Below are 23,330 nucleotides of genomic sequence, written 5' to 3'. Positions count from 1 at the left end.
GCCGTGATCGACTTCTCTGGCGCTGGGCCGCTCGTTCAGCCGGACGCGCTGCCCAGTGACTTGTCGAGCCACGGGGGCACCCTCGAGGCCGTCTGTGATGACATCCGGCGCTACTGCGGATGGCACATCGCGCCGGTCATCGAGAGCGCGGTCGTCACCCTCGATCATCTTGGGGATCGGGTGCTGACGTTGCCGACCCTGCACGTGACCGAGGTGGCGAGCGTCGTCGATGCCGATGGCTACGTGATCGAGGGCTACACGTGGTCGGACGACGGCCTTCTGTACCGCGAGCACGGGTGGCCGCGTGGCTATCGGTCGGTGACGGTGACGTTCTCGCACGGCCTCGCTGCGACACCGCGGGGCGTGGTCGACGTCGCCCTCGATATGGTGCGCGACCGCGTGAACGCCGCCGCCAACGCCGACGATCTACCGGTCACCTCGGCCTCGCTCGACGGCGCCACGATCGGCTACGGAGCCCCGAGCGATCTCATCGGCGTCCGCCGAGACCTCGCGCGCGCATACGGCCACGTGCTGAACCGGTTTCAGCGATGAGAGATCCGCTCGCGCGGTTCTACACGTGGTCGCTCGTCGTCGAGCGCAAGACCGGCACGAACGGCCGGGGCGAAGCGGTGCTCGCCGCGCCCGAGACGGTCAAGGCGCGGATCCGCATGGTGGCGCAGACGATCACCACCAGCAACGGCGAAGAGGTCACAACCGTTGCGACGGCGTCGTGTTCGTCGACCACCGCCGCAATCCCCGTCGGGTCGCGCGTGACTCTGCCTGCGGCACTGGCCGCGAACCTCGACGGCTCACCCCGCACGGGCCTCGTCGCGGCCGCGGGGCTCCACGCAGTGCCCGACCAGCCGCGAATCCCGTCGTACTACCAGATCCAAATCACCGGAGGTGCATAGTGCCAGCGAACTGGTCCCTCAACGTCGACATCGCCGCCGCTGCCCAGACGGGCGCCCGTCGCGCCGGCGAGTTCGTCCTCGATGAGGCCAAGAGCCGCGCGCCCATCCTGTCGGGCGAGCTGGTCGAGTCCGGCCGCGTCGTCGAGGAGGGCGCCAACGGCGTGCGCGTGGGATTCGATGCGCCGCACGCGAAGCGGCAGCACTTCGTCGACTACGAGCATCCGCGCGGTGGCGAGCGGTTGTTCCTGAAGAACGCGATCGACGCATCGCGCGCCCAGGTCGAGCAGATCGTCGCCGACGAGATCCGCCAGCGGTTGGGTGGCGGTCGATGACGTTCACCACGAGCGACGAGCTGATCGAGTCCCTTGGTCAGCGCATGGCCGATCTGGGTCTCGTTCGCTACCTTGCCGATCCGAACGCGTCGTTCGGTGCTGACGATCCCGATCGTCCCGCGTACATCGCCGGTCTGCTGCCGCCCGATCCAGATACCTGCGTCTCGGCGGTCGTCACTCGCGACGACCGCGAGCGCGATCCCTTCAACCCTGACATTGACGTGCGACTGCGATTCCGTGCCGCGCGTGGTGCCGCGAAGGGTGCCGATGGATTGGCCGACGACGCGTTCGTCAATCTCCACGTGCCCGATCACGTGACGCGCCTTCGCGAAACGTGGCCCGGCGGTGTCCGGGTCCTAGACGTCCGCCGAGTCTTGCGGGCGGTGTCCTTCACGGACGCCAACGGCCGTACCCAGCGCGCCGATGACTACCGGATAACCCTCAACCCGAAAGGAAGCTAGCAATGGCTGTTCTCGATCATCCGGACACCTCGGCGCTCGACGCCACCCTCGCCCGCAATTGGGCGGTTCAGGTCCGCGAATCCGTCTCCGATCCCTGGATCTTCGTCCAGGGCCTCACCGCCGTCTCCCCGAACATGGGCGACAAGGGGCGCCAGGATGCCGGCGACATGCATGGCGGTGGCTTCGGCGCGCAGGTGGCGACCGAAGTGAACTGGTCGCTCGAACTGACGTTGCAGCGCAAGCTCGCCGACGGCGAACCTGACCCCGGCGTCGAACTCCTGCGCAGCAAGCAGGGCAAGCTCGGCGCCGAGGAGTTCCTGCACGTCCGCTTCTGGCGCACCGACGAACTGCCCGACAGCTACCAGGGCCGAGCGGGTGTCACCTTCGCCAACGCGGCCGGTGACAAGTCCTCGCTCACAGGTGCGACGGCCACCCTCACCGGCTACCAGGCGTACACCACGCCCCCGAAGCCGACCACCGTCCCGGCCGCGACCAGCATCAAGCTGTCGCCGGTCGAGGCCACCGTCGATGTCGGCGGTGTGGTGCAGCTGATCGTCAAGGACAACAACGGCGACAACCGCACCCGCGAGGCGACATTTGAGTCCAGCGGTTCGGCGGTGACCGTCAGCCCGACGGGCCTCGTGACCGGCGTGTCGGAGGATGTCGAGACCGTGACGGCAACCCTCGGCGGGCTCACTGACACCTGCGCGGTGACCGTCGGCGACGGCACGCCGTAGTCGATGACCCAGTTCGACGAGTGGCTCGACTCGAGCACAGCCGTCGTCCTCGGTGAGGACGATCGCGAGTTCCGAGTCGAGCCACCGTCGGCGCTGACGATGCTCGCAATTCATCGCCAGGCTGTCGACGGCCTCGATGCGCTGACCGAATACGAAGAGCGCCAGGCGATCATCTCCGTTCTCGGGAGTGCCTGGCGGGAGATGGCCGAACACGGCATTCCCGACCTCGTCGCCCAGCACGCCGGGCGCGCAGTGCTCGTGCGCTACCTCGATTCCGCCGACGCAGCACTGAATGTGTGGACATTTCAAGCACCCAGGGCGGAGGCAGCGCCCGTGCCGGAACGGCCGAAGGTGTCAATCCTCGGCGTGGCCCCGGACGACGCCAAGGACCCGCCCGGGACGATCAACGACTACGACCCCGGCGGCGGACCCTACGACCCGGTGCGCGGCATCCGCGTGTGGGCGTACCCGATGAAGTTCGCCCCAGTCAATCAGCAGCACAGCGGGTCTCAGGCCAACGAGGCCGAGCGGGCGACCTGGACCGACATCTTCGAACAGTGGGACGCGATTGAGGTCGACTTCGCGTCCCTCCTGCGCATCGACCTGTCGCCCGCGCTACTCCGCGAGCGCTCCTGGCGCTGGTTCGAGGTGCGCCTCTCCCGAATCCTCGGCGACCCGGACACCCTCACGGCCCGACTCATCTCGATACGGAAGGCGGTGGCGCAATGACGACGCGTCTCACGGATCTGTCCAAGCACTACGATCCCGATCTCTACCTGCCGATCAATGGGCATATCTACCAGATCGCAGCGCCCTCAATCCTCGACGTCGAGCGCATCCGCCCAAAGCTGTGGGGCAACGAAGTGTCCGAGTTCGGCCCGAATGAGGAATGGCGCGAGTGTGTGACGATCCTCGGCGCCGCATTCTTCGAGATGCTCGCCAACGCGGTGCCCGCTCCGTACGTCAGTCATGCTGGCCGTACCGCGTTGATCCACTTCTGTTCGGGCCCTCAGGGACCGGAGCTCGGCCGGGCCTACTGGATCTTCACTGGCATCGGCGAGCGCCTCGACATGGTGAAGATGATCGAGCACCTCGCCGACAAGGTTGAGCGCGAACGCAACACCAACGCCGCACGTAAGGCCCTGGCCGGCTGATGAGCGAGCGCATCGCCGACCTCTACGTCGATCTGTCGATCCGGGGAGGGGACAGCCTCGACACGACGCTGCGCCGCACCCGCGACGGCCTCGAGTCAATGGGGGAGCAGGCCGACGAGTCCGCCGAGGCGGCACGTCAGGCGGCGCTCAAGACGACGTCCGCGTACGAGCGTGTCGCGAAGGAGTTGCAGCGCACGCAGGATCAGGCGCGAAAGTACTCGCAGGAGGTGCGGGACTCTTCGCAGCGCGAAGAGATGGCGCTCGAGCGTCTCACTCAGGCGCGCAACCGATATGGCGACTCCTCGGCCGAGGCGTTGCGTGCCGAGCAGCGGTACGTGCAGGCCCAGCGCGAGAGCGAGCGTGCGTCGCAGCGCGCCGAACGCCAGATGGACCAGCTGCGGATCGCCCAGGATCGCGCAGCCCAGGCGGCCCGGCGCGCGGCCCGCGAAGTCCGATCGGCAGGAGAGGAGATCTCGCAGCCGATCAGCCCACCGGAGATCAGCGGCGCCGAGGGCGCTGGTGAAGAGGGCGGCGACGGCATGGGCGCCGGGTTCATGGGCGGTTTCGCCGCGCGCATCGCAGGGCTCGGCAGCAAGGCGGGTCCAATCGGTGCGGCGATCGCTGGTGTGGCTGCGATCGGCATAGGCGCCGGCGCGATCCTCGCGAACGCGATCGCCGAAGGCGCTGAGCGCGAATCGCTTCGAGACCAGATGCAGGCCAACCTCGGGATCGACGAGGAGGCGGCGCGGAAGATGGCGAGCGCCGCGTCGGAAGCCTACATGGACGTGTTCGGCAACTCGGTGGCCGACAACATGGCGACGCTGACCTCACTCGGAGACTTCCAGCTCCTCGACACCGGGGCGTCACAGGCCGAGATGGAAGCCCTCATTGGGAAGACGGCCACCCTGAACCAGATGCTCGGCACCGAGACGCCAGACTCGCTGCGCGCCGTGTCTGGTCTCGTGCGGTCGGGGATGGTGGCCAACATCGATGAGGCGTACGACCTGATCGTCGCCGCCCGGCAGCAGGGCCTCAACGCGCAGGGTGACTTGATCGACTCGATCTCGGAGTACTCGGCTGGCTGGAAGAACACCGGGCTCACCGCCGATATGACGATGGCGCTGATCAAGCAGTCGATGGACCTCGGTGTCGACAACACCGACCGCGCCTCGGACGCGATTCGCGAGTTTGGCCGGCGGATGTACGAAGAGGGCGACACGATCAAGGCCACCCTCAGCGACATCGGGCTCAACGGTGAGCAGATGTACGACACACTGAAAGGTGGAGGGCCAGAAGCGAACGCGGCCTTTGACCAGATCTTCGACAAGATCCGCGGCATCGAGGACCCGATCAAACGCAACCAGGTCGCGATGGCGCTCCTCGGTGACACCGCGGGCGACTTCATCGGCGCCTACAGCCAGTGGGACCCGTCAAAGGCGCTCGACGAGTTCGGAGCGTCGGCCGGCGCCGCCGAGAAAGCGACCAGTGAGCTGGGCGCCAATACCGCGACATCCTTGGAGTCGATGCGGCGCACCACCGAGGAATCGGTGGAGAGCATCAAGGCCGCACTCGCCGAGGCCTTCGGACCTGGACTCGCACAGATGGCCGGCGGGATTGCTGCGAACAAGGACGAGATCATCGCGTTCTTCGCTGATGTCGTCTCGGCGGCCATCACATTCACCATCGGGGTCGGCAACGCACTCGCGGGTGGACTGAAGGTCTTCGCCTACACCACCGGCGCGATCCAGTCGTTCATCGGCGTCATCATCTCAGCGCTGGGAAAGGGCGTTGGCGCCATCGGTGGACTGATCGAGAACATCCCCGGCATGCAGGGTGTGGGCGAAGCACTCAAGAGCGCTGGCGACGTCGCCGATGGATTCGGTATGGAGGTCTCGAAGACCAGCGAGAAGTCGCTCGAGCTTGCCGACGCGATCTCGAATCAGCTCGTGCCTGGGCTCGCAAACGCACGGGATCGGTTCAACAATCTCGCGGACAATGCGCGCGAGGGGTCGACCGAGATCGATTTCCTCAATGGCGCGGTCACGCGGCTACCCGACGGGAAGTCGATCATCATCAGTGACAACTCACCCGAGACCGCCGAGAAGCTGCGTCAACTCGGCTACACGGTCACCACACTCCCCGACGGGACTGTGCGAGTGGAGGCGAACACCGCGGCCGCACAGACGACGCTCGATGAGTATCTGCGCAACAACGCGAACCGCAAGCTCATCGTCGACGCGATCGTCAAGCCGATGCTCGATCCGAACTACCAGCCGAAGCCGCCCGACCAGCTCCCAGTCGGCCCATGGAAGGCGCCCGCGACCCCGCCCAAGACGCCAAACGCCGACGGTTCGATCCGCGAGTACGCGGACGGCGGTGTCGACGGCCCACTTCCGAATCAGGCGGTCATCCAGCCAGCGCGGAACGGTAAGCGCGGGCTGGTGCAGTGGGCGGAGTCGGACGCGGGCCCATGGGAGGCGTTCATCCCGGGTGCACCGAACAAGCGTGGCCGTGCGATGAGCATCCTCTCCGAGGTGGCGGACCGGTTCGGCTACTCGCTCTATCGGTCGTACGCCGACGGCGGGATCTCCGGGGGCCGCGTTCCGTACGGCCTCCCCGTGGGATCGAGCGGCCCGGTCAACGAGCCGTGGGTCGACGAGATCGAGAAGGCGTTCGGCGTCACCGCGTCGACGTACGCCGGGCACCAGGAGAAGGACGGATTCAACAAGGGCATCGACTGGTCGGGACCGGTCGAGAACATGCAGCGTCTCGCCGAGTACTTCGCGACGATCGCCTCGCAGCTCGAGCAGGTGATCTGGCAGAACCCGCAGACGGGGCAGCAGATCGGCATCGCCGACGGCCAGTTCGTCGGGCCGGGCACGAACCAGCCCGGGTACTACGCGTCTGACTGGGCCGACCACATGGACCACGTGCACACGCGGCAGTCGTTCGCGCTGCCGCTCCCGGGGCAGTCTGCGTACGGGATGCCCGCGGGGGTGACGACGATCCCGCTCGTCCAGAATCCGGACGGCACCTGGACGTCTCCAGATCCCGCGTGGGCGGCGCTGATCGCGCGCGAGTCGGGTGGTGTCCCGGACCGGGTACAGGAGGTCCAGGACGCCAACTCGGGCGGCAACGAGGCGTCGGGTCTGTTTCAGATCGCGAAGGGCACGTGGGCGGGCAACGGCGGTAACGAGTTCGCTCCGACGGCCGGCCAGGCAACGCCTCAGCAGCAGGCGATCGTGGCGGCCCGGATCTTCGAGAAGTCGGGCGGCCAACCGTGGGGCGCGGGACTCCCGGGCCGTGAGAACGAGGACGCGCTCCGCGCCGGTCTCAGCACCACCGGCGGCGGCTACGACGTCGTGCCTGGCGGGGGCGTGGACGGTAGCCCGGGGTCGACACCGCCGAAGCCGAAGGAGCCACCCAAGGATCCGAACACCGTCGAGCTGACCTTCGACAATCCGCTGCAACCGTTTTGGTGGAAGGGGGAGAAGGAATACCAGCAGCGGATCATCGACGAGTACGAGGCCCAGCAGGCGTGGGAGGACTACCTCAACCAGCGCGGCGATTGGGCGCCGAAGGAGCAGAAGCAGGCCACCAGCCGCAAGACGCTCGCCGAGGCGACGCGCGATCTCAAAGACGCCGAGACCGATCTCGCGATTGCGATCCAGCGGCAGAAGGAGCAGAAGCCCGACGCGCCGGAGTCGTCGAAGATGTCGACGCAGAAGTCCGTCGACGAGGCCCGCGACAAGGTCACCGACGCGAAAGCCGCGCTCGAAGAGGCCAAGCGGATGCCAAACCCGGTGAAGCAGTACGCGATGGGCGACGTCCGCAACGGACACCAACCCGAGATTGTCCGTCCCGGTGACTACCGCCTGTGGGGCGAGCCTGAGTCGGGCGGTGAGTCGTACATCCCGCACGCGCCGGATCGTCGCGCGCGGGCACTGGGGATCTGGGAAGAGACCGGCCGCATTCTCGGCGTGAAGGGCTACGCCGGCGGCGGATTCGGCGGCTACATCACCGACACCCGGGACGCGACGGCCCCAAAGAACCTCTACGACCTGATGACCATCGGCGCCGGCGGGGCGTTGATGGCGGCCAACACGCTCGCGCCCTACGTGCAGATGCTCGCAACCGGGCAGGTCGACCTCGGCAGTCTCACGCCAACCTTCGACATGAAGTCGAACGATCCGCCGCTCGTCGCCGAGTACGTCGGCAAGGTCACCGACCAGATCTCGCAGCAACTGACCGAGCTCATCTGGGCAGTGAAGGACGGGAAGAACATTCGCGTCACCGTCGAAAACGCCACCGGGCCATCGGGCCTCGCGCTCACCAGAAGGGGCATGTAGTGACGCTTCCACGGTTCCGGTACACCGGCGTCGACGGGTACGTGTACCTATTCGGCGAACCATCCTGCCCGCTGCGTCTGGTCAAGATCGACGGTATCGGTGGTGCGCCGAACGAGCCTGTCGACATCACGGGCGCCGGGCAGGCGGGCGTGACGAACATCGACTTCACCGACCTACCGAGCGTGGTCACTGCTGATTTGCGATTCGGCCCGGAAATGAACGGCGAAACGCTCATTCGCGAAGCCGCCGTCGAGGCGTTCAAGCAGTGGCGCCGGTCGCTCGGGCGTGGGCGCAAGGTCGGCAAGATCGAGAGCCTCGCGACGGGCCGATTTCAGATGGTGCGCACGATGCTGTCCTCGCTCGAGGCGTACGACCTTGGCAACATCTACAACGCGGGTCTGACCAACGAGCGCGTGCAGTGGCGATCGGATGAGTCGTACTGGCGCACAGATCCGTTCGACAAGACGTTTGCCTACGGCGAGACGATCAAGGTCGACAACTTCGGCGACGATCCCTCCTGGGCCTGGTACCAGATCACGGGCCCGATCACCGCGCCGAAGATCGGGCTCGGCGGCGAAGAGATCACGATCAAGCGGGCCGACGGTTCGCAGCTCACCATCCCCGCCGGGAAGACGCTGACGGTGCAGACCGACCCGGACCGGTGGGAGGTCGTCGACAGCGACGGCGTCGATCACTCCTGGCTCGGCACTCGCTGGCACAAGCGGGCACCTGAGGAGACCGAGGGCATCCCTGTGACGTTCACCGGGACCGCGACATCGTCGGCGACGTCCATCCGGGTCGTCATTCCGCAACTGTTCTGGTCGGCCCTCTGATGCCGCCGTTGTTCGATCCCGGATACGCCCCGGGATACGCGGACCCGTACCAGGGCACGGTCGAGCAGTTCCCGATCGAGATCGGCAAGCGGTTCGGCTCAGGCAACGGGTCAGTCGTGAACTGGCGGCCGGTCGGCACATACCAAGAGGCGGCGATCGACTACACGTGGGGCCTCGAGGCGGGCGGTCTCGTCTTCACCCTGAAGCCCGACAACCCGCTGAACGACCTGATCTCCGAGACCGGGATTCAGCGCCGGGCGTACCACGTGCGGGCCACCTACAACGGCATCACGACCACCTACCGCCTGAAGAAGCGCTACGTCAGCGGTCGGCCGGGCCGCGAGGTCTTCAAATACGAGTGCGTGGACTACAAGTACTGGCTCACCCGAGTGTTGTTCTGGGTGAACCCGCTGTTTCCGCCCGAGATCCAGGTCGGTCTAACCGGTAAGCAGGACATCGCATTCGGCCCGTCGGACGCGGTGATGAAGTACTTCATGGCGAAGAACTTCGCCCGTCTCGGCCGACCGGTCTACTGCAAACTGCCGATCCGGTGGCCGGCGGCCTGGTCGCAGTCGAACCTCGCGAACATCTTCGACCTCGATGCGCTGTTCGACATCCTGCTCGGCGGGTCGGCGAATGGTGGCGACGTCGGCAACACGGGCGGCGCGATGGGGGAGCACCTCGGCGACGTCGACCTCCTGGGGCCGATCTCCGACCGCATCGCCGGATTGTTCGACGAGATCGTCGCGATTCAGTGCCGGTTCTCCCCGGGCGACGAGGCGTTCGCCCAGACCGTCGACCTCCTCGAGATGGGCGTCTCCGTCGACTTCTGGGACGGCCACGGCACGAGCCCGACCGTGTTCAACACCGACACCCTCTCGGACCTCCAGTCGATCATCGACTACAGCGACGACCACTTCCTCGACCTCTCGCAACTCCTCAAGCCCATCGTCAACGGTCTGTGGTCCGACGAGATGAACCGCGCCGGATACGTTTTCGATACCAAGCTCAAGCGCGACCGGCGCAACGTCATGTGGCGCACCGACGGTACGCAGATCGACGACTACGAGATGGTCGAGGAGCACGCCGACGCCACCGACGCGATCGTCGGCGGCAAGTCCCCGTCGATGGTCAACGAGCTGATCGAGATCGGCGCCAACCTCGCCATCGCCGCACTCATCGCGGTCGTCGCCACCATCCCGGGCCTCGCGGGCGTCGGCGGCCTGGCGGTCGGCGTCGGTGATCTATTCGACGACATCTTCTTTGCTTATCAACGCTTCTGGGACGCCGAACTCGAAGACGACATAGGCGAAGACGACGCATTCGCCGAAGGGTTCGCCGACAACACCGCGGCCTGGTCGCTCGACGGCTACTCGGTCGCGAAGAACTACCTCAAGAAACACGGCGGCTCGAATGAGCTGACCATCAACACAATCGCGTACGGACCGACCGGCAAGGGCATCAGCTTCGGCGCCGACAACGGGACCGCACGCCGGTTCCGGACCGGCGACATGATGACGTTCTGGGACCGCGGCAACACGGTCGAGCAGTACGCCTCGAAGGTGACAATCGCCGACAAGCCCGGCGAGCGCATGATCCAGCAGGTCACCCTCGGCAACGACATGCGACTGAAGACGCCGTGGGACCGGATGTTCGGCGGCATCGCCCGCGGCACAGCCGCGATCAACGGCCTCGCCAACTCGACCTAGTCCAACTCTTCGGGACTTCCGAACTGTTCACCCTGCGCCCGTCCGGGCCCGGGGACTTCACCGTGTCAGGAGGCACAACAATGGCCGATCCGATCGCCGTCTACGAGCGGCTGATGAAGGACCCCGTCATCAAGGCATCACTGCTCGACGGGGCGAAGACTCGCGGTCACGGCGACATGATCTCGCCACTGTGGGGTCTGATGAACCATCACACTGGGGCGTCGGGCAACTCGTCACCGTGGTCGATCGCGAACCACCACGAGCTCGGTCTGTGCTCGCAGCTCTTCCTCCCGCGCAACGGCAAGGCGGTCATCTGTGGATACGGCGTCGCCTACCACGGTGGTGCTGGTAGCGGCTTCGGGATTCGCGATGTGAACCGTCAACTCCTCGGAATGGAGATGGACAACAACGGGACCGAGGGCTGGGGTTCGCCGCAGTACTGGGCCTGCGTGCGGATCAACGCGCTCGTGCAGGACGAGGCCCGCCTCGGCCGCGATCGCTCGATCGCACACAAAGAGTGGGCGGGTCGCTCACAGGGCAAGTGGGATCCGGGTTCTATGAACATGGACAAGCTGCGGTCGGACATCCAGATCGTCAAGGGCCAGTTGGGCGTTGCTCCGCCGAAGGTTGTGAGGAACGAGATCGACTACGTGCGTTCGTTCTCCCCCTGGCTCGGCGCCGCAACCTCGGGCGAGCTTCCGTTGCGCGGCCGCGTCTCGGGCAAGGTACGCCGGTACGAGGGCGGGAACGTCTACTGGCTCGAAGCGACGAATTCGACCGTCCCCGTGCCGACGGCAATCCTCGAGGTGTACGAGCGCTTCGACTTCGAGAACGGCCTGCTCGGTGTCCCGCTGAAGTACCACGCGCTGATCCCGATGAAGGACGCCGACGGCAAGGTCGTCACCGGACCCGGCGGCGAGACCGTGATCCTCGGCGACATCCAGGGATTCAAGGGCGGTGCGATTCAGCGCCGGTACGGCCACGACGGCTACGCACTGCACGGCCAGATTGGCGAGCGCTACGCCGCCGAGGGTTGGCAGTACGGCGCACTCGGGTTCGCGACCTCCGACGAGTACGAGCGCGACGGCATCATCCGCCAGGACTTCGAGCACGGCGCCCTGCTGTGCGACCGCAACGGCACCGTGAAGCTCGACAGCGGTGACTACCTGTACATCCCCCCGGGTCGCTGACCCTCACCCCCCCCAGAAGGAGTCTCACCATGTCCGTACCCACCCGCACCCCCGCCCGTCTGATCATCGGTCGAGAACCTGCGATGATCTCCGCGGGCATCGTGGCCATCGTCGGCCTGATTTCCGGTTTCCTGCTGCCGATCTCGTCGACCACACAGGCACTCATCCAGACGCTCGTCGGAGCGGCCCTCGCGCTGTGGGTGTGCCTCGCGGTCCGGGAGAACGTCGTGCCCGGCATCCTCGCCGTCATCCAGGCGGCGCTGCCGCTCGTGGTCGTCGCCGGTGCGGACCTGACCACCGATGAACAGGGCCAGATCTACGCCGCCGCCGCGGTCCTGCTCGGCTTGCTCGCTCGCCCGAACCTCACCCCGAAGGCGCCCGCGCTCGACGGTCAGCTCGTCGTCGAGGGTGAGGTCGTGCTCGAATCGGAGGCCATCTCGACCGAGGGCATCGCGTCTGAGGTCGCCAATCAGGTCTCGGGGCAGATCGACGACCTGGTCCGAGCGATCAAGGATGGCCAGAACATTCGCGTTGTCGTCGAAGGTGACGAGGGGCCGGCCGGGTCCGCGATGACCAAGAGGGGCAAGTGAGCATCTCGGACGCGAGCGCCTGGATGAACCCCGCCGCGCTGAGTGACATCGGCGTGGTGGGGGTCGTCGTCGGCGTCGTCCTGATTCTCGGCATCGCGTTCGCGCGCGGATGGCTTGTGTTGGGCAGCCAGGTCTCCATCTACAAGGATGCCGCCGTTCGGGACTCCGAGACCATCGCCAAGCTGCTCGATACGAATGCCACTCAGGCGCAAACAATCGCCGAGTGGAACGTGGCCGGGCAACTGATCGCGAGCCAGTCCCAGGCCCTTCGGGACAGTCTGGAGCGCAGCTGATGTGGTGGCGCCGAAAGTCTCAGGACGAGCATCTACGCACGGTGGATGAGCGGTCGAAAGAGAACGCCCGCCGCGCCGACGCCGCGCAAACCAAAAGTGACCGGCTCGCCGCGCAGGCGCGTCCGATACAGGCCGCGATCGCCGAACAGCTCGATCGAAATCATTGGGCGGAGCTCATCTTCGGAAGGGTGAACTAAGTGGAACTGATGGACGTGGCCGACTGGGCGCTCGTTGTGCTGGCGGCGACCACCACCGTCTTTACCCTCTGCTACCTCATTGGGCAGCCGTGGTGGAAAGAGCGCGTATCGATCATCTACCTCGGCAAATCGATCCTGCTCTCGCTAGTGCTGCTCCAGATCTCGGCCTCGGTGTGGGCGGGCTCGGACTACCCGGGCCGCGCGTGGATCCGGCTCACCCTCTACTCGGGCGGCTCGCTGATGATGTTCGCGCTACTCGTGATGCTGCTGGTGCTGCAACACCGCACGCGGCGCGATCGATGGGCACTGGGCGACTATCGACATCAGTGGGAGATCTGGCGCGACGAGATCCGCAATGCCATCGCACGGATGCACGGCACCCGATGACCCCCGTCAGTGTCTTGATGCTCGACGGCACCTGGTCGAGGCCGCGGGCCCGGTCAGCCGCCGCAGAATCGCTGCGTCGGTCGCTGCGCCCGGGCTACGAGTTCTCCTACGTCGACTACCCGGCGGCCTTCGGGCCGGCGACCGGGATCGGTGATGTGTCACCGGCCGAGTCGATCCGGATCGGCGCGGAGAACGTCGCACGCGCGGTGGAGCTGACACCACACCCCGCGGTGATCGCCTGCTACTCGCAGGGCGTGATGGCGGCGTACAAGTTTGTCCGCGAGATCCTGCCGCACCGGCCGTGGCTCGATGTGCGGGCGATCGCGGCGATGGGCAACCCGCACGAGCCGTCGCACGCCGGCGGTCGAGGCGGGATCGCTGACCGTCTGACACTGCCGAAGAACGGGCCGCGTCTACTGTCCGTGTGGGCGCCCGGCGACCCGATCGCCGACATAGTCGCGAACGCGCCGATTCGGTCGGCGTGGAACGCGACAGAGTGGATGTCGGTGCGCGACTTCCCTTCTGCGGTCCGTTGGGTCAACGACGTGACGGACAACGTCATCGACGACTTCACCGACGGCGTCGAGGAGTGGTGGCAGCGACCCGACATCCTCGCGTCGCTACGCGCTGCGAACGCGTACCTGTTCGGCACCACACACACGACGGACTATGCGCGGTTCGGGCACGCCACCCGGTTGGCACGTCAGATCGAGACGGTCGGGCGGTGACGCCACGAGTCCCCGGAGGTCGGAAACCGAGAATCGAAACCGACCCTCTGGAAGAGTTCAGCGACAGGACGATCGAGGCACTCAAGGACATCCCGATCCGCTTCATCATGGCCGCGATCGGAATTGTCCCCGTGATCGGCCAACCCTTGGCGAACGCGCTCGGTGCGTGGCTGCTCGACACCAGCACCACCGCCGAGCAGGCGCTCGAGTCCGCCGATTCGGCGCAGACGCAGATCGTCACAATCCAACAGGTGTTCTCAGTGCGGTCCAACCGACCCTTCTGGGAAGGACCAGACCCGACCGGAGAATCCAGCTTTCCATTCTCGATGCTCGCGAAGCCGACTGCGCACACTCACACCGTTTCCGATTCCACGGGCGACGGCTCGACCACTACGCGAACCACCAGCGCCACCGGCACGAGCCGGGTCATTGCCACGCAGAGCCTGCTCCCGATGGCGCTGGTGAAGTGCGAGTACAACACCGAGAAAAAGCAGGTGTCGTTCAAGCTCCGCAAGATCGGCACGGTGACCGCCGCCTACATCGACGTCTACCTCATGGGGGAGGACGGCAGCTTCACCCTCCTCACGTCCACCCCCAACGTGGCGGGCGACTTCCTGACCGTGGACGCCTGGCAGCGCGTCCTCATGCCGTCGTCGTACCTCTCCGAGATGGGCGACTGGCTGGGCGTGCAGTTCCGCATGGTCGGGTCCGGGTCGCTGTCGATCGCCGGCGTGGAGATGGAAGCGGAGAACTTCTTTCCGGAGTTCAGGCCGCTGAACTACGCCTTGATGCGCACCACGAACAGCGCACCATCGGTGATCACCAGAGCCCAAGCCGACGAGGCGTATTCGTACCTCGTCCCGTACGTGCAGATCGGTTCCGACGTCGGCCAAGTCGACGCGCCGCGCAATTTCTTCGACAACTTCAACCGGAGCACCCTCGGACCATCGTGGTCGCTGCAACGGCAGAACGGCGGCAATCTCGAGATCGAAAGCAACGCCGTCCGTGACCCCTCGTTCCAGTTGATCGAAGGGATGGCCGCGGCGCTGTACACGCTGCCGCTGACCACCGACAAGATCGCCGCCGAATGGGACTCACTCGACAATGGCGCCAACGACCGGTGGTCGGGTGTGGTGCTCTGCGCATCCTCCGATTTCACCAACTTTCTCTATGTCGCCACCGAGGCCAACGAGGTGATGATCGGGACGATGGCGTCGCTGTCCGGCGGGTTCGTCGAGCGCGCTCGCGTATCCACTGGCACAACAGGTTCGACAAATGGGCACTGGCTGGTCGTCTACGACGGGCCTGTCACCCAGGGCGGGACGAACACCTACCGCGTCTACAAGGGCAGCAACGTCGTCAACGCCGAGGGCAGTATCACCGTCCCGCCCATCGTGACGTGGACCGACTCGAGCAACGTCATCAACCACGGGAAGGGAAACCGATTCGGGGGATTGATGATTCATCACGCAGGCTTCACGATCGGCAGCCCGATCGACAACTGGCGCTACTACGATTGGACCAACTGATGATTGTCGATATCGACGGCGTAGAGCTCGACCTGAAGGTCCGCGAGGGGATCCTCGAGATCGGTCGCCCGGACAAGACGTGGATCGGGTCAGTCTTCGTGGGTCCAGAGCCGGTGCGGCCGGCCCCGCCGCCTGAGGCACCCGACCGCACGCCGGCGGTCCCGATCTTGCCTCAGCAGTGGGCTCAAGATGCCGACGGCACCGTCCGTAACGCGGAAGGTAACTCGATTTTTGGCGTATCGCCAGCACGCACCACCGAAGAAGGAGAATGACCAATGGCATTTCAATCCAAGCTGTACGGCCCGATGTTCCTCAGCCTCGGCAACGGCGAAATCAACTTCAACACGCACACTTTCAAGGCGATGCTGTGCACCAGCAGCTATGCGCCCAACCAGGACACTCACCGGTACAAAGCCGACGTCACGAACGAGATCGCTGGCGGAGGGTCGACGGGGTACACCACCGGCGGCCAGACGCTCACCGGCGTCACTGTCGCCTACAACGCGGCGACCAATCTCTACTCGGTCGACTTCAACGACCCCAGTTGGCCCAACTCCAACATCACCGCCCGGTTCATGGTGGTCTACGACGACACCCCGGCTACAAACAAGCCGCTGGTCTGCTACTGGGATTTCGACGAAGACAAGATCAGCGCGTCGGGCAACTTCACCGGCACCCTGTCAGGCTCCGGCCTGGTCAACATCACCGCTGCCTGACCGAAAGGCGAGACCGCCGTGCGCATCGAGAAAGACCCCAACGCCAAGCTCGACTACGGCATCGACTGGACCGACTGGCTCAAGCAACGCAACGGCTCCACCGATCAGATCGTCGCCAGCACATGGTCGATCAGCGGCCCCGACGCCGCGCTAACCCAGACCGATTCGTCGTTCTCCTCCACTCAGACGGGGGTATGGCTGGCAGCCGGGACCAGCGGCGGCAATTATGCGGTCACCAATCACATCACGACCGCAGCAGGGCGCGAGGATGACCGCACACTACATATCGCAATGAAGCAGAAATGACCGCTGTCGCCGTCGAGCACCGGGTCGTCGCGGCCACCCTCGAGGTGTGCCGCGTCCACGTGGACGCCGAGAATCGCACGGGCACCGTCCCGGCCGAGCATCGCAGCACCACTGTGCTCACTGACCTTCGGCATTGGCAGATCTCGCGGGAGGACCGCGGGCCGTCCGCACCGACTGGTGTGCTGGTGTCCGGCGAGCCCGCGACGGCGACAGCGACAGCACCGAACGGGGTGGTCAGTGCCGCCCGCAACGTCGTTATCAACGGGCTCGCGGCGGGCGGAACAGCACTCGCACCCCCGGGCGCCATCTCGGTCAATAACGAGATCCCCGGGCAGCCTGCTACCGCGATTGCGACGGCCCCGGGCGGCGCTGTCGCTGCTATCCGCAATGTGTCCGTTGTGGGGCATCCAGCGGGTGCGAGCGCGTCAGCGGGCGAGGGGTCGGTCGTCGCGCAACGCAACGCGGTGATCGCCGGTGCTGTTGCCGACGCGGCTGCCGCAGCACCCCTCGGATCGGTCACCGCCATCCGGCACGCCGCCATTACCGGAAGTCCTGCGACGGCGTCAGCAACAGCACCCGCAGGCGAGATCGCGACCGTCCGGCACGTCGCCGTGGTGGGCGGACCCGCAGAGGCCGCAGCGTCGGCACCGGTGGGTGACATCGTCAACGTCGTCGACGTCGAGATCGTCGGCGAGGTCGCGACAGCGACCGCGAGCTCGCCGCCCGGGTCGGTACTCGCCGTCCGGAATCCGTCGATCCCTGGCCTTCCAGCGGGTGCAGCCGCGGTGGCCCCGGACGGCTCGATCAGCACCGTGCGCAACGTCGCCGTTGTGGGCGCGGTTGGCGCCGCGAGCGCCCAGGCGCCCGCGGGCACCATGCAGGCCGTCCGCAACGCCGCCATCTCCGGACAACCCGCCGCCGCCACGGCGTCGGCGCCAGACGGCTCGGTCTCGGCAGTCATCAACTTCGCCTACGACAACACTGCCATCGCCGAGGGCGCCGCGACGACCAGCCTCAATCTCACGACGGCGGCCGGCGCAACGATCATCGTGTTCGTCGCAGGCAACATCACCACCGCCGCCCGAGTTGACGGCGTTGCAATGACTCTGGTCGGCAAGACCGCCAACGCCGCCATGTACTACGCGACCGGGCTCGCCGCGGGTGCGCACACGATCCAGACCGATCGCAGCGGCAGTAGCGGCCACATCGTCTCAGCGACGTCATACGTCGGAGTCAGCTCGGTCACCGGCGGCACACTCGGCAGCGGCACTAGCGCGACACCGTCGGGCACCCCCTCGGGCAGCGGCACGCGCGCCGTCGTCGGATTCGACTTCGGCGCCGGGTCATCCGAGATCGGCAGCGTCACATCGAACGGCACCATCCGCACCATCTACCGCCGAACCTCCGGCAACTGCCTGGCCGTCGCTGACCGCGCGAGCGCACCGGTGCAACTGTCGACGCCTGCGTCGGCCGCCTGGACGAGCATCGCGGTGTGGCTCGCATAGTTCACGGCTCCCAGTCGTCGCCGAGCACCGCAGCCAGCCGGTCCGCCAGATCGGAAGCTTCGGGGCGTCGGCTGTACATGACGTCCTCACACGCATCAACGACCGCACAGCATGAGCAGCAGCCCGCAACGTCTCACGATCGGTCACCGGGCCATTGTCGCCACAGCGATCGCGCGGGTTTCGGGTCCAGCGACGATCGTCGAGAGAAGTACCGTGCGCTGTGCTCCACGGCCGGTTGCGTCGACGCCGACGTTCCCGAGAGCCTCGTCGCCGAGGCTGGCCTTGACGGGCTACCACCACTGAGGTCATAGCGGAACCGTCCGGCCGTCGGCTGCGTCCAACCCGCATGGCCCTCGACACGATCCTCGCGATCATCGCCTGCGTCGCAGCCGGATGGCTCCTCATCGCAACAGCCCCCGACCTCCACTGAGGTCGGGGGCTGCTTCCGTCGCAGCAGGGGCTCGGCGTCAGCTCGCCTTACCGACGAGCTGTGAGACGCGCTGAAAGCTGAGGCCGACGACGGCGCCGATGTCGCGCAGATCGAGGCCGGCCGCGCGGAGTGTGCGTGCAGTCTCCGCGGACTTCTCGACGGCGCGGCGCTCCGCGGCATGCGCCTGTTCTCGCGCGGCCGCAATCTCACGTGACACCTCGAGAACATCCAGACCGTCGACGTCGACGTGTAGATCGAGGTCGACGGTTGAGGGTGCGACGTCGGCGACGAGGCAGATGAGATCGCGCGCCTCGGTCTCGATGTCCTCGAAGCGGCGGGCTTGGGTGAGGGGTTCGGCGACGCCGTTGACGCCGTCGAGTTCGGGGATGCGGATCATCCACCATTTGTCGTCGCGGGTGACGTCGACTCGGTATGTGGTCATGGTGTGCGGTCTCCTCGTGTGCGGTGTGGAGCCTGGGGGCGCTGTGGTGATCGCAGGTGGTGCGTCCCAGGGGCGCGGGCCGGAGTGGTGAGCTCCGGCCCGCCGTGCGGACTAGCCGCAGTTATCGGCGCAGTCGGTGATGGCCTTCAGGACCTTCCGCACGACGCCCGGCGAGGTCTCGCGGTGGCCGTCGGCGATCGGGATGCTCACCCGGTCGTGCTGGCAGGTGTACATGGTGTGGCTTCCTTTCGCGTCGCGCGGGGTGAACCCGGCTTTCTTCAGCCGCTTCACTGTGGTCCGGGTGGGCTCTCCTGCGATCATAAGTCTATTCTAACCGACTAGAGCCGGTCAATCAAGCGGCTAGACACCTTTTGCTCTAGTGGGTTTTAGTAGATGAGCCCGGGCTCATTGACGCGAAGCGCCCCACCCTCATAGCGAGGGTGGGGCGCTCGTTGTGGTCGTGCGGCGGGACGTACTGCTATCCGGCGTTGCCGTACACCTCGAGGATGTTGGCCTCGACCTTCGGCGCGGTGACCGAGCCGCCCATGGTCGTGTCGTAGGTCTCCGATCCGGTAACGCCGACCCACAGCGTCACGAGGTCGTCCTCGACCACCTCTTTGAACGACGCCAGGCCAGCCGTGACGATCGTGTTGATGTCGAAGTCGTAGACGTCGACCTGCTGGCCGTCGGTGTTGACCCGGATCTGAAACGTGCCAGTCGCGGCGTCGGCCTGGACCACTCGGCCATAGATCACATACAGCTCACCCTTGTGCGCGCCGGGATTCTTCGCGACGAGCTGCCAGTCGCGAGAGGTGACCGCGCGGTACGACGCCTTGTCGGTGAGCCGGCGGAACTCTCGATCGCGCTGCTCGCGTGCAGCGGCGGCCGAACGGGATGCGGCTGCGGCAGCGGACGGATCGGGCTTGAAGGTCGTCACGGAACCTTCGGTAGCGGCGGTGCTACTGCTCGCGTTGCGCGAATCGCTACCCGATGATCCGATGACGGCTGCACAGGATCCCACCACGAAAAAGAATGCGAGCAGCGATCCGCAGACGATGAGCAGCGTCTTGCCCGCGCTCGACTTTCGGGGTTGAGGGTACGGGGGTAGGGGTGCTGACGTCGGCGGGGTCGGCTGGCGATTCGCCGTCCACTGATACCCGTCCCACCATCGGATCATCGAGGGGTTTTCGGGGTCGCGGTGCCATCCAGGGGTGGACGGCCAAGGAGGCGGCAGCTGTGACATTCGCGGATCATATCGGGCGTACCCGGCAATCCGCTGTAGTCCGGGCAAGCTACGCGGCGTCGTCCTCTATGCCGAGCCGCTCGATCGCTTCGCGCTTCCGCTGGTCTGTGATCGCGGTGTAGATCGCAGTCGTCGACAAGGTCGCGTGCCGCATCAGCTCCTGGACGACGCGGAGGTCAGCGCCCGCCTCGAGGAGCCCGGTCGCGAACGTGTGGCGCAGGGCGTGAGGCGTGGCGTTCACCCCGTTGCGGAGCATGTACAGGCGCATCCGTTCCGATACGCACTGGCCACCGACGTGCTTCGCCCGCTGCGACGGGAACCAGAACCCCGCGGGCATGAGGGAGGCGTGAGCGACCAGCGCCGGGTGCGCAGGGATCGACAGCGTTGACCCGCCCTTGCCCCGGACCTCGATCATGCCGGTATGGACGTCAAGATCGCGGCCGTGGAACCGCGCGATCTCGGCGACGCGGAGGCCGGCGTACCCGGCGAGCAGGAGCATGGCGAGCATTTCGCGATCGGCGTTGCGGATGAGCGTGCGGAGCTGGGCGGCGGCGATTGGTCGGGGATGCCGCTTCGGTCGGCGAGCGGCCTTGATCGGGGTCATCGGGTTGTCGGCGCGGTGGCCGTTGAGGACGGCCCAGCGGAAGAATCCGGTGAGGATCGAGTGGTACACGCTGCGCGTGACAGCAGCGAGGTCATCGCGACCAAGCCAGCGCGCGAGGTCGAGAGTGTTCGCCTCAATGACGGGATAGCCGAGATCGGATTCGAGTCGGTAAAGGACAATGCGCCGATCCTTAATCGTTCGGTTCGCTTTTCCCTCGGCGTGAAGATGGGTGATCCAGGTGTCGATTGTGATTTCCATGGACATCACTTTTGTCCCATTCGTGTACTTCTGTCCCAGAAATCCCAACCTTTTGGTACGAACGAACTATTTCCGTTCGATACGTTAACGAGGGGGTCTGACCTGCGCAGACCCTTAGGAGTGTGTGCTCTCTTCGCGCGAATTCTGACGCAATGGCCGTGCACCCTCACGCCGCGATTCCGGGGAGCTCGTCAGGGGCGTCGTTCCCAAAGTCGACCCGAATCACAGAGCGAGGTAGCGCCGCTACCTTGTAAGCGAGCGGTCGTCGGTTCAATCCCGACAGGGGGCTCCACGCGATCCCGGCCGCACCGACTCGACTCCGAAGCGGTGCGGCCGTTGTGGTCACCAGATGACGGCGAGACCCGCGGCGAGCAGCGAGAGCGCACCGACCGACCAGAACAGAGGCCGCGGTACGGGTTCGCCGGTTCGCTTCTGCCGGGCGCTGCCCATGCCCAGGATCGCGCCGAGGACCACCAGGATCACCAGCTTGATGCCGATCTTCGGGTAGTTCAGTTCGATGCCCGCCGGCCACGGCGCCGCGAGGGCGAGCCCGGTCAGCAGTGACAGCAGGATTCCGTAGTCCATCACGCGGATGAACCGGAACTCCCGGGCGACGAGCTGGGTGACCCAGCCGCCGAAGGTCACCGCGAACCCGACGATGTGCAGCAGGATTACGACGTTGCGTAGTACTTCCATGGCGTCACTTTACCCAGGCGACGCGCGAAATTTCGGGCACTCGGGAACGTGTTCACGGTGCACGATGGACGGATGAAGCACGACGAACCCGGCACACCCTCCGTCTCGCAACCCACGGGGGCGGTCGCGCCGCTCGCGCGCACCGGCGTCGGGACGTTCCGCGGGGTCGCCGGTGAACGAGCCGACGTCTGGCGGGGCATCCGTTACGCCCAGCCGCCTGTCGGCGACCTCCGATGGCGACGCACGGTGCCACTCACCGCGGACGACGCACCCGCCGACATCGTCGATGCCTCGGCCTTCGGCTCGGTGTGCCCCCAGGTGGTGAACCCCGCGGTCAAGCTCGGCCCCGGCGCGGTCATGGACGAGGACTGCCTGTTCCTCAACGTGTGGACGCCGCCCGGCTCCTCCGAGCACGCCGACGACGCCGTCGGGCTGCCCGTCATGGTGTGGCTGCACGGTGGCGCCTACGTGCTCGGCTCGGGGTGCCAACCGTTCTACGAGGGCTCGAACCTCGCCGCCCAATCTGACGTCGTCGTCGTGACGCTCAACTACCGGCTGGGCGTGCTCGGTTTCGCCGACCTGTCGTCGATCGATCCGCGATTCGAGTCCAACGCCGGGCTGAGTGATGTGTTGACGGCGCTGGCCTGGGTGCGCGACCACATCGCCGCGTTCGGCGGTGACCCGGACAAGGTGACGGTGTTCGGGGAGTCGGCCGGGGCGGGACTCGTCACGGCTCTGCTGACGATGCCGGCCGCCGCCGGTCTGTTCGGTCGTGCCATCGCGCAGAGTTCGCCGGTGACGTCGATGTACGGACGGGAACGCGCCGCGCGGGTCGCCGGGCAGCTGCTGGTCGAGGCAGGAATCGACCCCGCCGGGAGCGACACCGCAAACATCGTCTCGAAGCTCGAGGACCTCGACGGCGCACAGTGCGCGGCCATCACCACCGAGTTGTTCTCGAAGATCCCCGCCGAGACCCCGGGCACCATCGCCTTCGCCCCGGTGATCGACGGCGACCTGCTGCCCGAACACCCGCTCGACGTCTACCGCGCCGGACGCGCACACCCGGTGCCCCTGATCATCGGCACCAACCGCGACGAGGCGAACCTCTTCAAATACATGAAGTCCCCGCTGATGCCGATCACCACCGCCGACATCGAGCGCATGTTCGCCGGCATGGCCGAGGAGTATCCCGACGTCGTCCTGCCCGAACGGGCTCAGGTGCTGTCCGCGTACTCGGGACTGCGCCCCAAGGTCACGGGGCTCGGGGTGGCGCGTGACGTCGCCTTCCGGATGCCCACCCTGTGGCTCGCCGAGGCGCAGGCCCGTCGCGCACCGGTGTACGTCTACCGATACGACTGGACGACGAGGATGTTCCGGCTCCTCGGGCTCGGGGCCGCACACGCCACCGAGGTCCCCTATGTGTGGGGCAACATCGGTGCCAACGCGCGCGACATCACGTTCCTACTCGGCGGCCGCAAGCAGGGAGAAGCGGTGTCGGAGCGGATGATGCGGCGCTGGACGGCGTTCGCGCACGGACTCGACCCGGACGCCGGGTCGCTCGGCGACAACTGGCCGACCTACGACTCCGGTCACCGTCCGGTGCTGCGCATCGACGCCGAGGACCGCGTCGTGCAGAACCTCGACGGCGATCTGTGGGAGGCGTGGGGCGACGAGGTGCTCAGCTTCCGTTGAGCGGGCCGAAACCGTCTGCGGTCATTCATGATTCGCGC

At 66.4% G+C, this 23,330-nt stretch carries 27 protein-coding genes and 1 pseudogene; 22 read left to right on the top strand and 6 right to left on the bottom strand.

Annotated features, from left to right (window positions below; translation table 11 throughout):
- Positions 1 to 3: 3 nt before the first annotated feature.
- From ACSUZC_RS20120 to ACSUZC_RS20020, 21 genes are all read left to right on the top strand, one after another.
- On the top strand, positions 4 to 552 hold the full coding sequence (locus ACSUZC_RS20120; protein WP_439030220.1) for a hypothetical protein: 549 nt from the start codon (positions 4 to 6) through the stop codon (positions 550 to 552).
- A complete protein-coding gene (locus ACSUZC_RS20115) occupies positions 549 to 911 on the top strand; it encodes a hypothetical protein (protein ID WP_439030219.1) in 363 nt (120 codons plus the stop codon). Before ACSUZC_RS20120 ends, ACSUZC_RS20115 begins: the two co-directional genes overlap by 4 nt.
- Positions 911 to 1,243, top strand: coding sequence for a hypothetical protein (locus ACSUZC_RS20110; RefSeq protein WP_439030218.1), 333 nt, complete (start codon positions 911 to 913; stop codon positions 1,241 to 1,243). The genes ACSUZC_RS20115 and ACSUZC_RS20110 overlap by 1 nt, the downstream gene beginning before the upstream one ends.
- Positions 1,240 to 1,704 carry a hypothetical protein gene (locus tag ACSUZC_RS20105; protein ID WP_439030217.1) on the top strand — a complete coding sequence of 155 codons (465 nt, stop codon included), beginning with the start codon at positions 1,240 to 1,242 and terminating at the stop codon, positions 1,702 to 1,704. Before ACSUZC_RS20110 ends, ACSUZC_RS20105 begins: the two co-directional genes overlap by 4 nt.
- A gap of 2 nt (positions 1,705 to 1,706) precedes the next feature.
- Positions 1,707 to 2,441 (top strand): phage tail tube protein, encoded by a 735-nt coding sequence (locus ACSUZC_RS20100; protein WP_439030216.1) that lies wholly within the window; start codon positions 1,707 to 1,709, stop codon positions 2,439 to 2,441.
- 3 nt (positions 2,442 to 2,444) lie between these two features.
- Entirely contained in the window at positions 2,445 to 3,170 is a 726-nt protein-coding gene (locus ACSUZC_RS20095; protein WP_439030215.1) for a DUF7426 family protein, read from the top strand.
- Positions 3,167 to 3,595 carry a DUF7426 family protein gene (locus ACSUZC_RS20090; protein WP_439030214.1) on the top strand — a complete coding sequence of 143 codons (429 nt, stop codon included), beginning with the start codon at positions 3,167 to 3,169 and terminating at the stop codon, positions 3,593 to 3,595. The genes ACSUZC_RS20095 and ACSUZC_RS20090 overlap by 4 nt, the downstream gene beginning before the upstream one ends.
- Positions 3,595 to 7,944, top strand: coding sequence for a transglycosylase family protein (locus ACSUZC_RS20085; protein ID WP_439030213.1), 4,350 nt, complete (start codon positions 3,595 to 3,597; stop codon positions 7,942 to 7,944). Before ACSUZC_RS20090 ends, ACSUZC_RS20085 begins: the two co-directional genes overlap by 1 nt.
- A complete protein-coding gene (locus ACSUZC_RS20080) occupies positions 7,944 to 8,777 on the top strand; it encodes a hypothetical protein (RefSeq protein ID WP_439030212.1) in 834 nt (277 codons plus the stop codon). Before ACSUZC_RS20085 ends, ACSUZC_RS20080 begins: the two co-directional genes overlap by 1 nt.
- Positions 8,777 to 10,486 carry a hypothetical protein gene (locus ACSUZC_RS20075; RefSeq protein WP_439030211.1) on the top strand — a complete coding sequence of 570 codons (1,710 nt, stop codon included), beginning with the start codon at positions 8,777 to 8,779 and terminating at the stop codon, positions 10,484 to 10,486. Before ACSUZC_RS20080 ends, ACSUZC_RS20075 begins: the two co-directional genes overlap by 1 nt.
- An 80-nt stretch (positions 10,487 to 10,566) precedes the next feature.
- Positions 10,567 to 11,676, top strand: coding sequence for an N-acetylmuramoyl-L-alanine amidase (locus ACSUZC_RS20070; protein ID WP_439030210.1), 1,110 nt, complete (start codon positions 10,567 to 10,569; stop codon positions 11,674 to 11,676).
- 29 nt (positions 11,677 to 11,705) lie between these two features.
- On the top strand, positions 11,706 to 12,266 hold the full coding sequence (locus tag ACSUZC_RS20065) for a hypothetical protein (protein ID WP_439030209.1): 561 nt from the start codon (positions 11,706 to 11,708) through the stop codon (positions 12,264 to 12,266).
- Positions 12,263 to 12,559, top strand: a complete 297-nt coding sequence (locus ACSUZC_RS20060) for a hypothetical protein (RefSeq protein ID WP_439030208.1) — start codon at positions 12,263 to 12,265, stop codon at positions 12,557 to 12,559. The genes ACSUZC_RS20065 and ACSUZC_RS20060 overlap by 4 nt, the downstream gene beginning before the upstream one ends.
- A complete protein-coding gene (locus ACSUZC_RS20055) occupies positions 12,559 to 12,756 on the top strand; it encodes a DUF7620 family protein (RefSeq protein ID WP_439030207.1) in 198 nt (65 codons plus the stop codon). The genes ACSUZC_RS20060 and ACSUZC_RS20055 overlap by 1 nt, the downstream gene beginning before the upstream one ends.
- A 9-nt stretch (positions 12,757 to 12,765) precedes the next feature.
- Positions 12,766 to 13,143, top strand: a complete 378-nt coding sequence (locus ACSUZC_RS20050) for a putative phage holin (protein WP_439033186.1) — start codon at positions 12,766 to 12,768, stop codon at positions 13,141 to 13,143.
- The gene (locus ACSUZC_RS20045) at positions 13,140 to 13,871 is read left to right on the top strand and encodes a PE-PPE domain-containing protein (RefSeq protein WP_439030206.1); all 732 of its coding nucleotides are present in this window, start codon (positions 13,140 to 13,142) and stop codon (positions 13,869 to 13,871) included. The genes ACSUZC_RS20050 and ACSUZC_RS20045 overlap by 4 nt, the downstream gene beginning before the upstream one ends.
- A complete protein-coding gene (locus tag ACSUZC_RS20040; RefSeq protein WP_439030205.1) occupies positions 13,868 to 15,400 on the top strand; it encodes a hypothetical protein in 1,533 nt (510 codons plus the stop codon). The genes ACSUZC_RS20045 and ACSUZC_RS20040 overlap by 4 nt, the downstream gene beginning before the upstream one ends.
- Positions 15,400 to 15,672 carry a hypothetical protein gene (locus tag ACSUZC_RS20035; RefSeq protein WP_439030204.1) on the top strand — a complete coding sequence of 91 codons (273 nt, stop codon included), beginning with the start codon at positions 15,400 to 15,402 and terminating at the stop codon, positions 15,670 to 15,672. The genes ACSUZC_RS20040 and ACSUZC_RS20035 overlap by 1 nt, the downstream gene beginning before the upstream one ends.
- A gap of 3 nt (positions 15,673 to 15,675) precedes the next feature.
- Positions 15,676 to 16,116 carry a hypothetical protein gene (locus ACSUZC_RS20030; protein ID WP_439030203.1) on the top strand — a complete coding sequence of 147 codons (441 nt, stop codon included), beginning with the start codon at positions 15,676 to 15,678 and terminating at the stop codon, positions 16,114 to 16,116.
- Positions 16,117 to 16,134: 18 nt separating this feature from the next.
- Entirely contained in the window at positions 16,135 to 16,422 is a 288-nt protein-coding gene (locus ACSUZC_RS20025) for a phage fiber-tail adaptor protein (RefSeq protein WP_439030202.1), read from the top strand.
- The gene (locus ACSUZC_RS20020; protein ID WP_439030201.1) at positions 16,419 to 17,927 is read left to right on the top strand and encodes a hypothetical protein; all 1,509 of its coding nucleotides are present in this window, start codon (positions 16,419 to 16,421) and stop codon (positions 17,925 to 17,927) included. Before ACSUZC_RS20025 ends, ACSUZC_RS20020 begins: the two co-directional genes overlap by 4 nt.
- Positions 17,928 to 18,394: 467 nt before the next feature.
- Here the strand turns inward: ACSUZC_RS20020 and ACSUZC_RS20015 are convergent, their stop codons facing one another.
- The 6 genes and pseudogenes from ACSUZC_RS20015 to ACSUZC_RS19990 form a co-directional block, all read right to left on the bottom strand.
- Positions 18,395 to 18,799 (bottom strand): HicB family toxin-antitoxin system, encoded by a 405-nt coding sequence (locus ACSUZC_RS20015; protein ID WP_439030200.1) that lies wholly within the window; start codon positions 18,797 to 18,799, stop codon positions 18,395 to 18,397.
- A gap of 111 nt (positions 18,800 to 18,910) precedes the next feature.
- Positions 18,911 to 19,120 (bottom strand): type II toxin-antitoxin system HicA family toxin, encoded by a 210-nt coding sequence (locus ACSUZC_RS20010; RefSeq protein WP_439030199.1) that lies wholly within the window; start codon positions 19,118 to 19,120, stop codon positions 18,911 to 18,913.
- Between the two features lie 157 nt (positions 19,121 to 19,277).
- Positions 19,278 to 19,736 carry a hypothetical protein gene (locus ACSUZC_RS20005; protein ID WP_439033240.1) on the bottom strand — a complete coding sequence of 153 codons (459 nt, stop codon included), beginning with the start codon at positions 19,734 to 19,736 and terminating at the stop codon, positions 19,278 to 19,280.
- A 186-nt stretch (positions 19,737 to 19,922) separates the two neighbouring features.
- A pseudogene (locus ACSUZC_RS20000) lies at positions 19,923 to 20,042 on the bottom strand (DUF2510 domain-containing protein); the annotation flags it as partial.
- 49 nt (positions 20,043 to 20,091) lie between these two features.
- The gene (locus ACSUZC_RS19995) at positions 20,092 to 20,904 is read right to left on the bottom strand and encodes a tyrosine-type recombinase/integrase (protein WP_439030198.1); all 813 of its coding nucleotides are present in this window, start codon (positions 20,902 to 20,904) and stop codon (positions 20,092 to 20,094) included.
- Between the two features lie 342 nt (positions 20,905 to 21,246).
- Positions 21,247 to 21,600 carry a Fe-S protein gene (locus ACSUZC_RS19990; RefSeq protein WP_439030197.1) on the bottom strand — a complete coding sequence of 118 codons (354 nt, stop codon included), beginning with the start codon at positions 21,598 to 21,600 and terminating at the stop codon, positions 21,247 to 21,249.
- Between the two features lie 72 nt (positions 21,601 to 21,672).
- On the opposite strand from ACSUZC_RS19990, the gene ACSUZC_RS19985 reads away from it, so the two are divergent.
- Positions 21,673 to 23,292: a carboxylesterase/lipase family protein gene (locus ACSUZC_RS19985; RefSeq protein ID WP_439030196.1), complete on the top strand. Its 1,620-nt coding sequence runs from the start codon at positions 21,673 to 21,675 to the stop codon at positions 23,290 to 23,292.
- The last annotated feature ends 38 nt before the right edge of the window (positions 23,293 to 23,330 follow it).

This window comes from Gordonia terrae (assembly GCF_051789125.1).
Lineage (GTDB): Bacteria > Actinomycetota > Actinomycetes > Mycobacteriales > Mycobacteriaceae > Gordonia > Gordonia terrae_A.
Note: the sequence above shows the minus strand (reverse complement) of the source record. Positions and strands in the feature narration are given on the sequence as shown.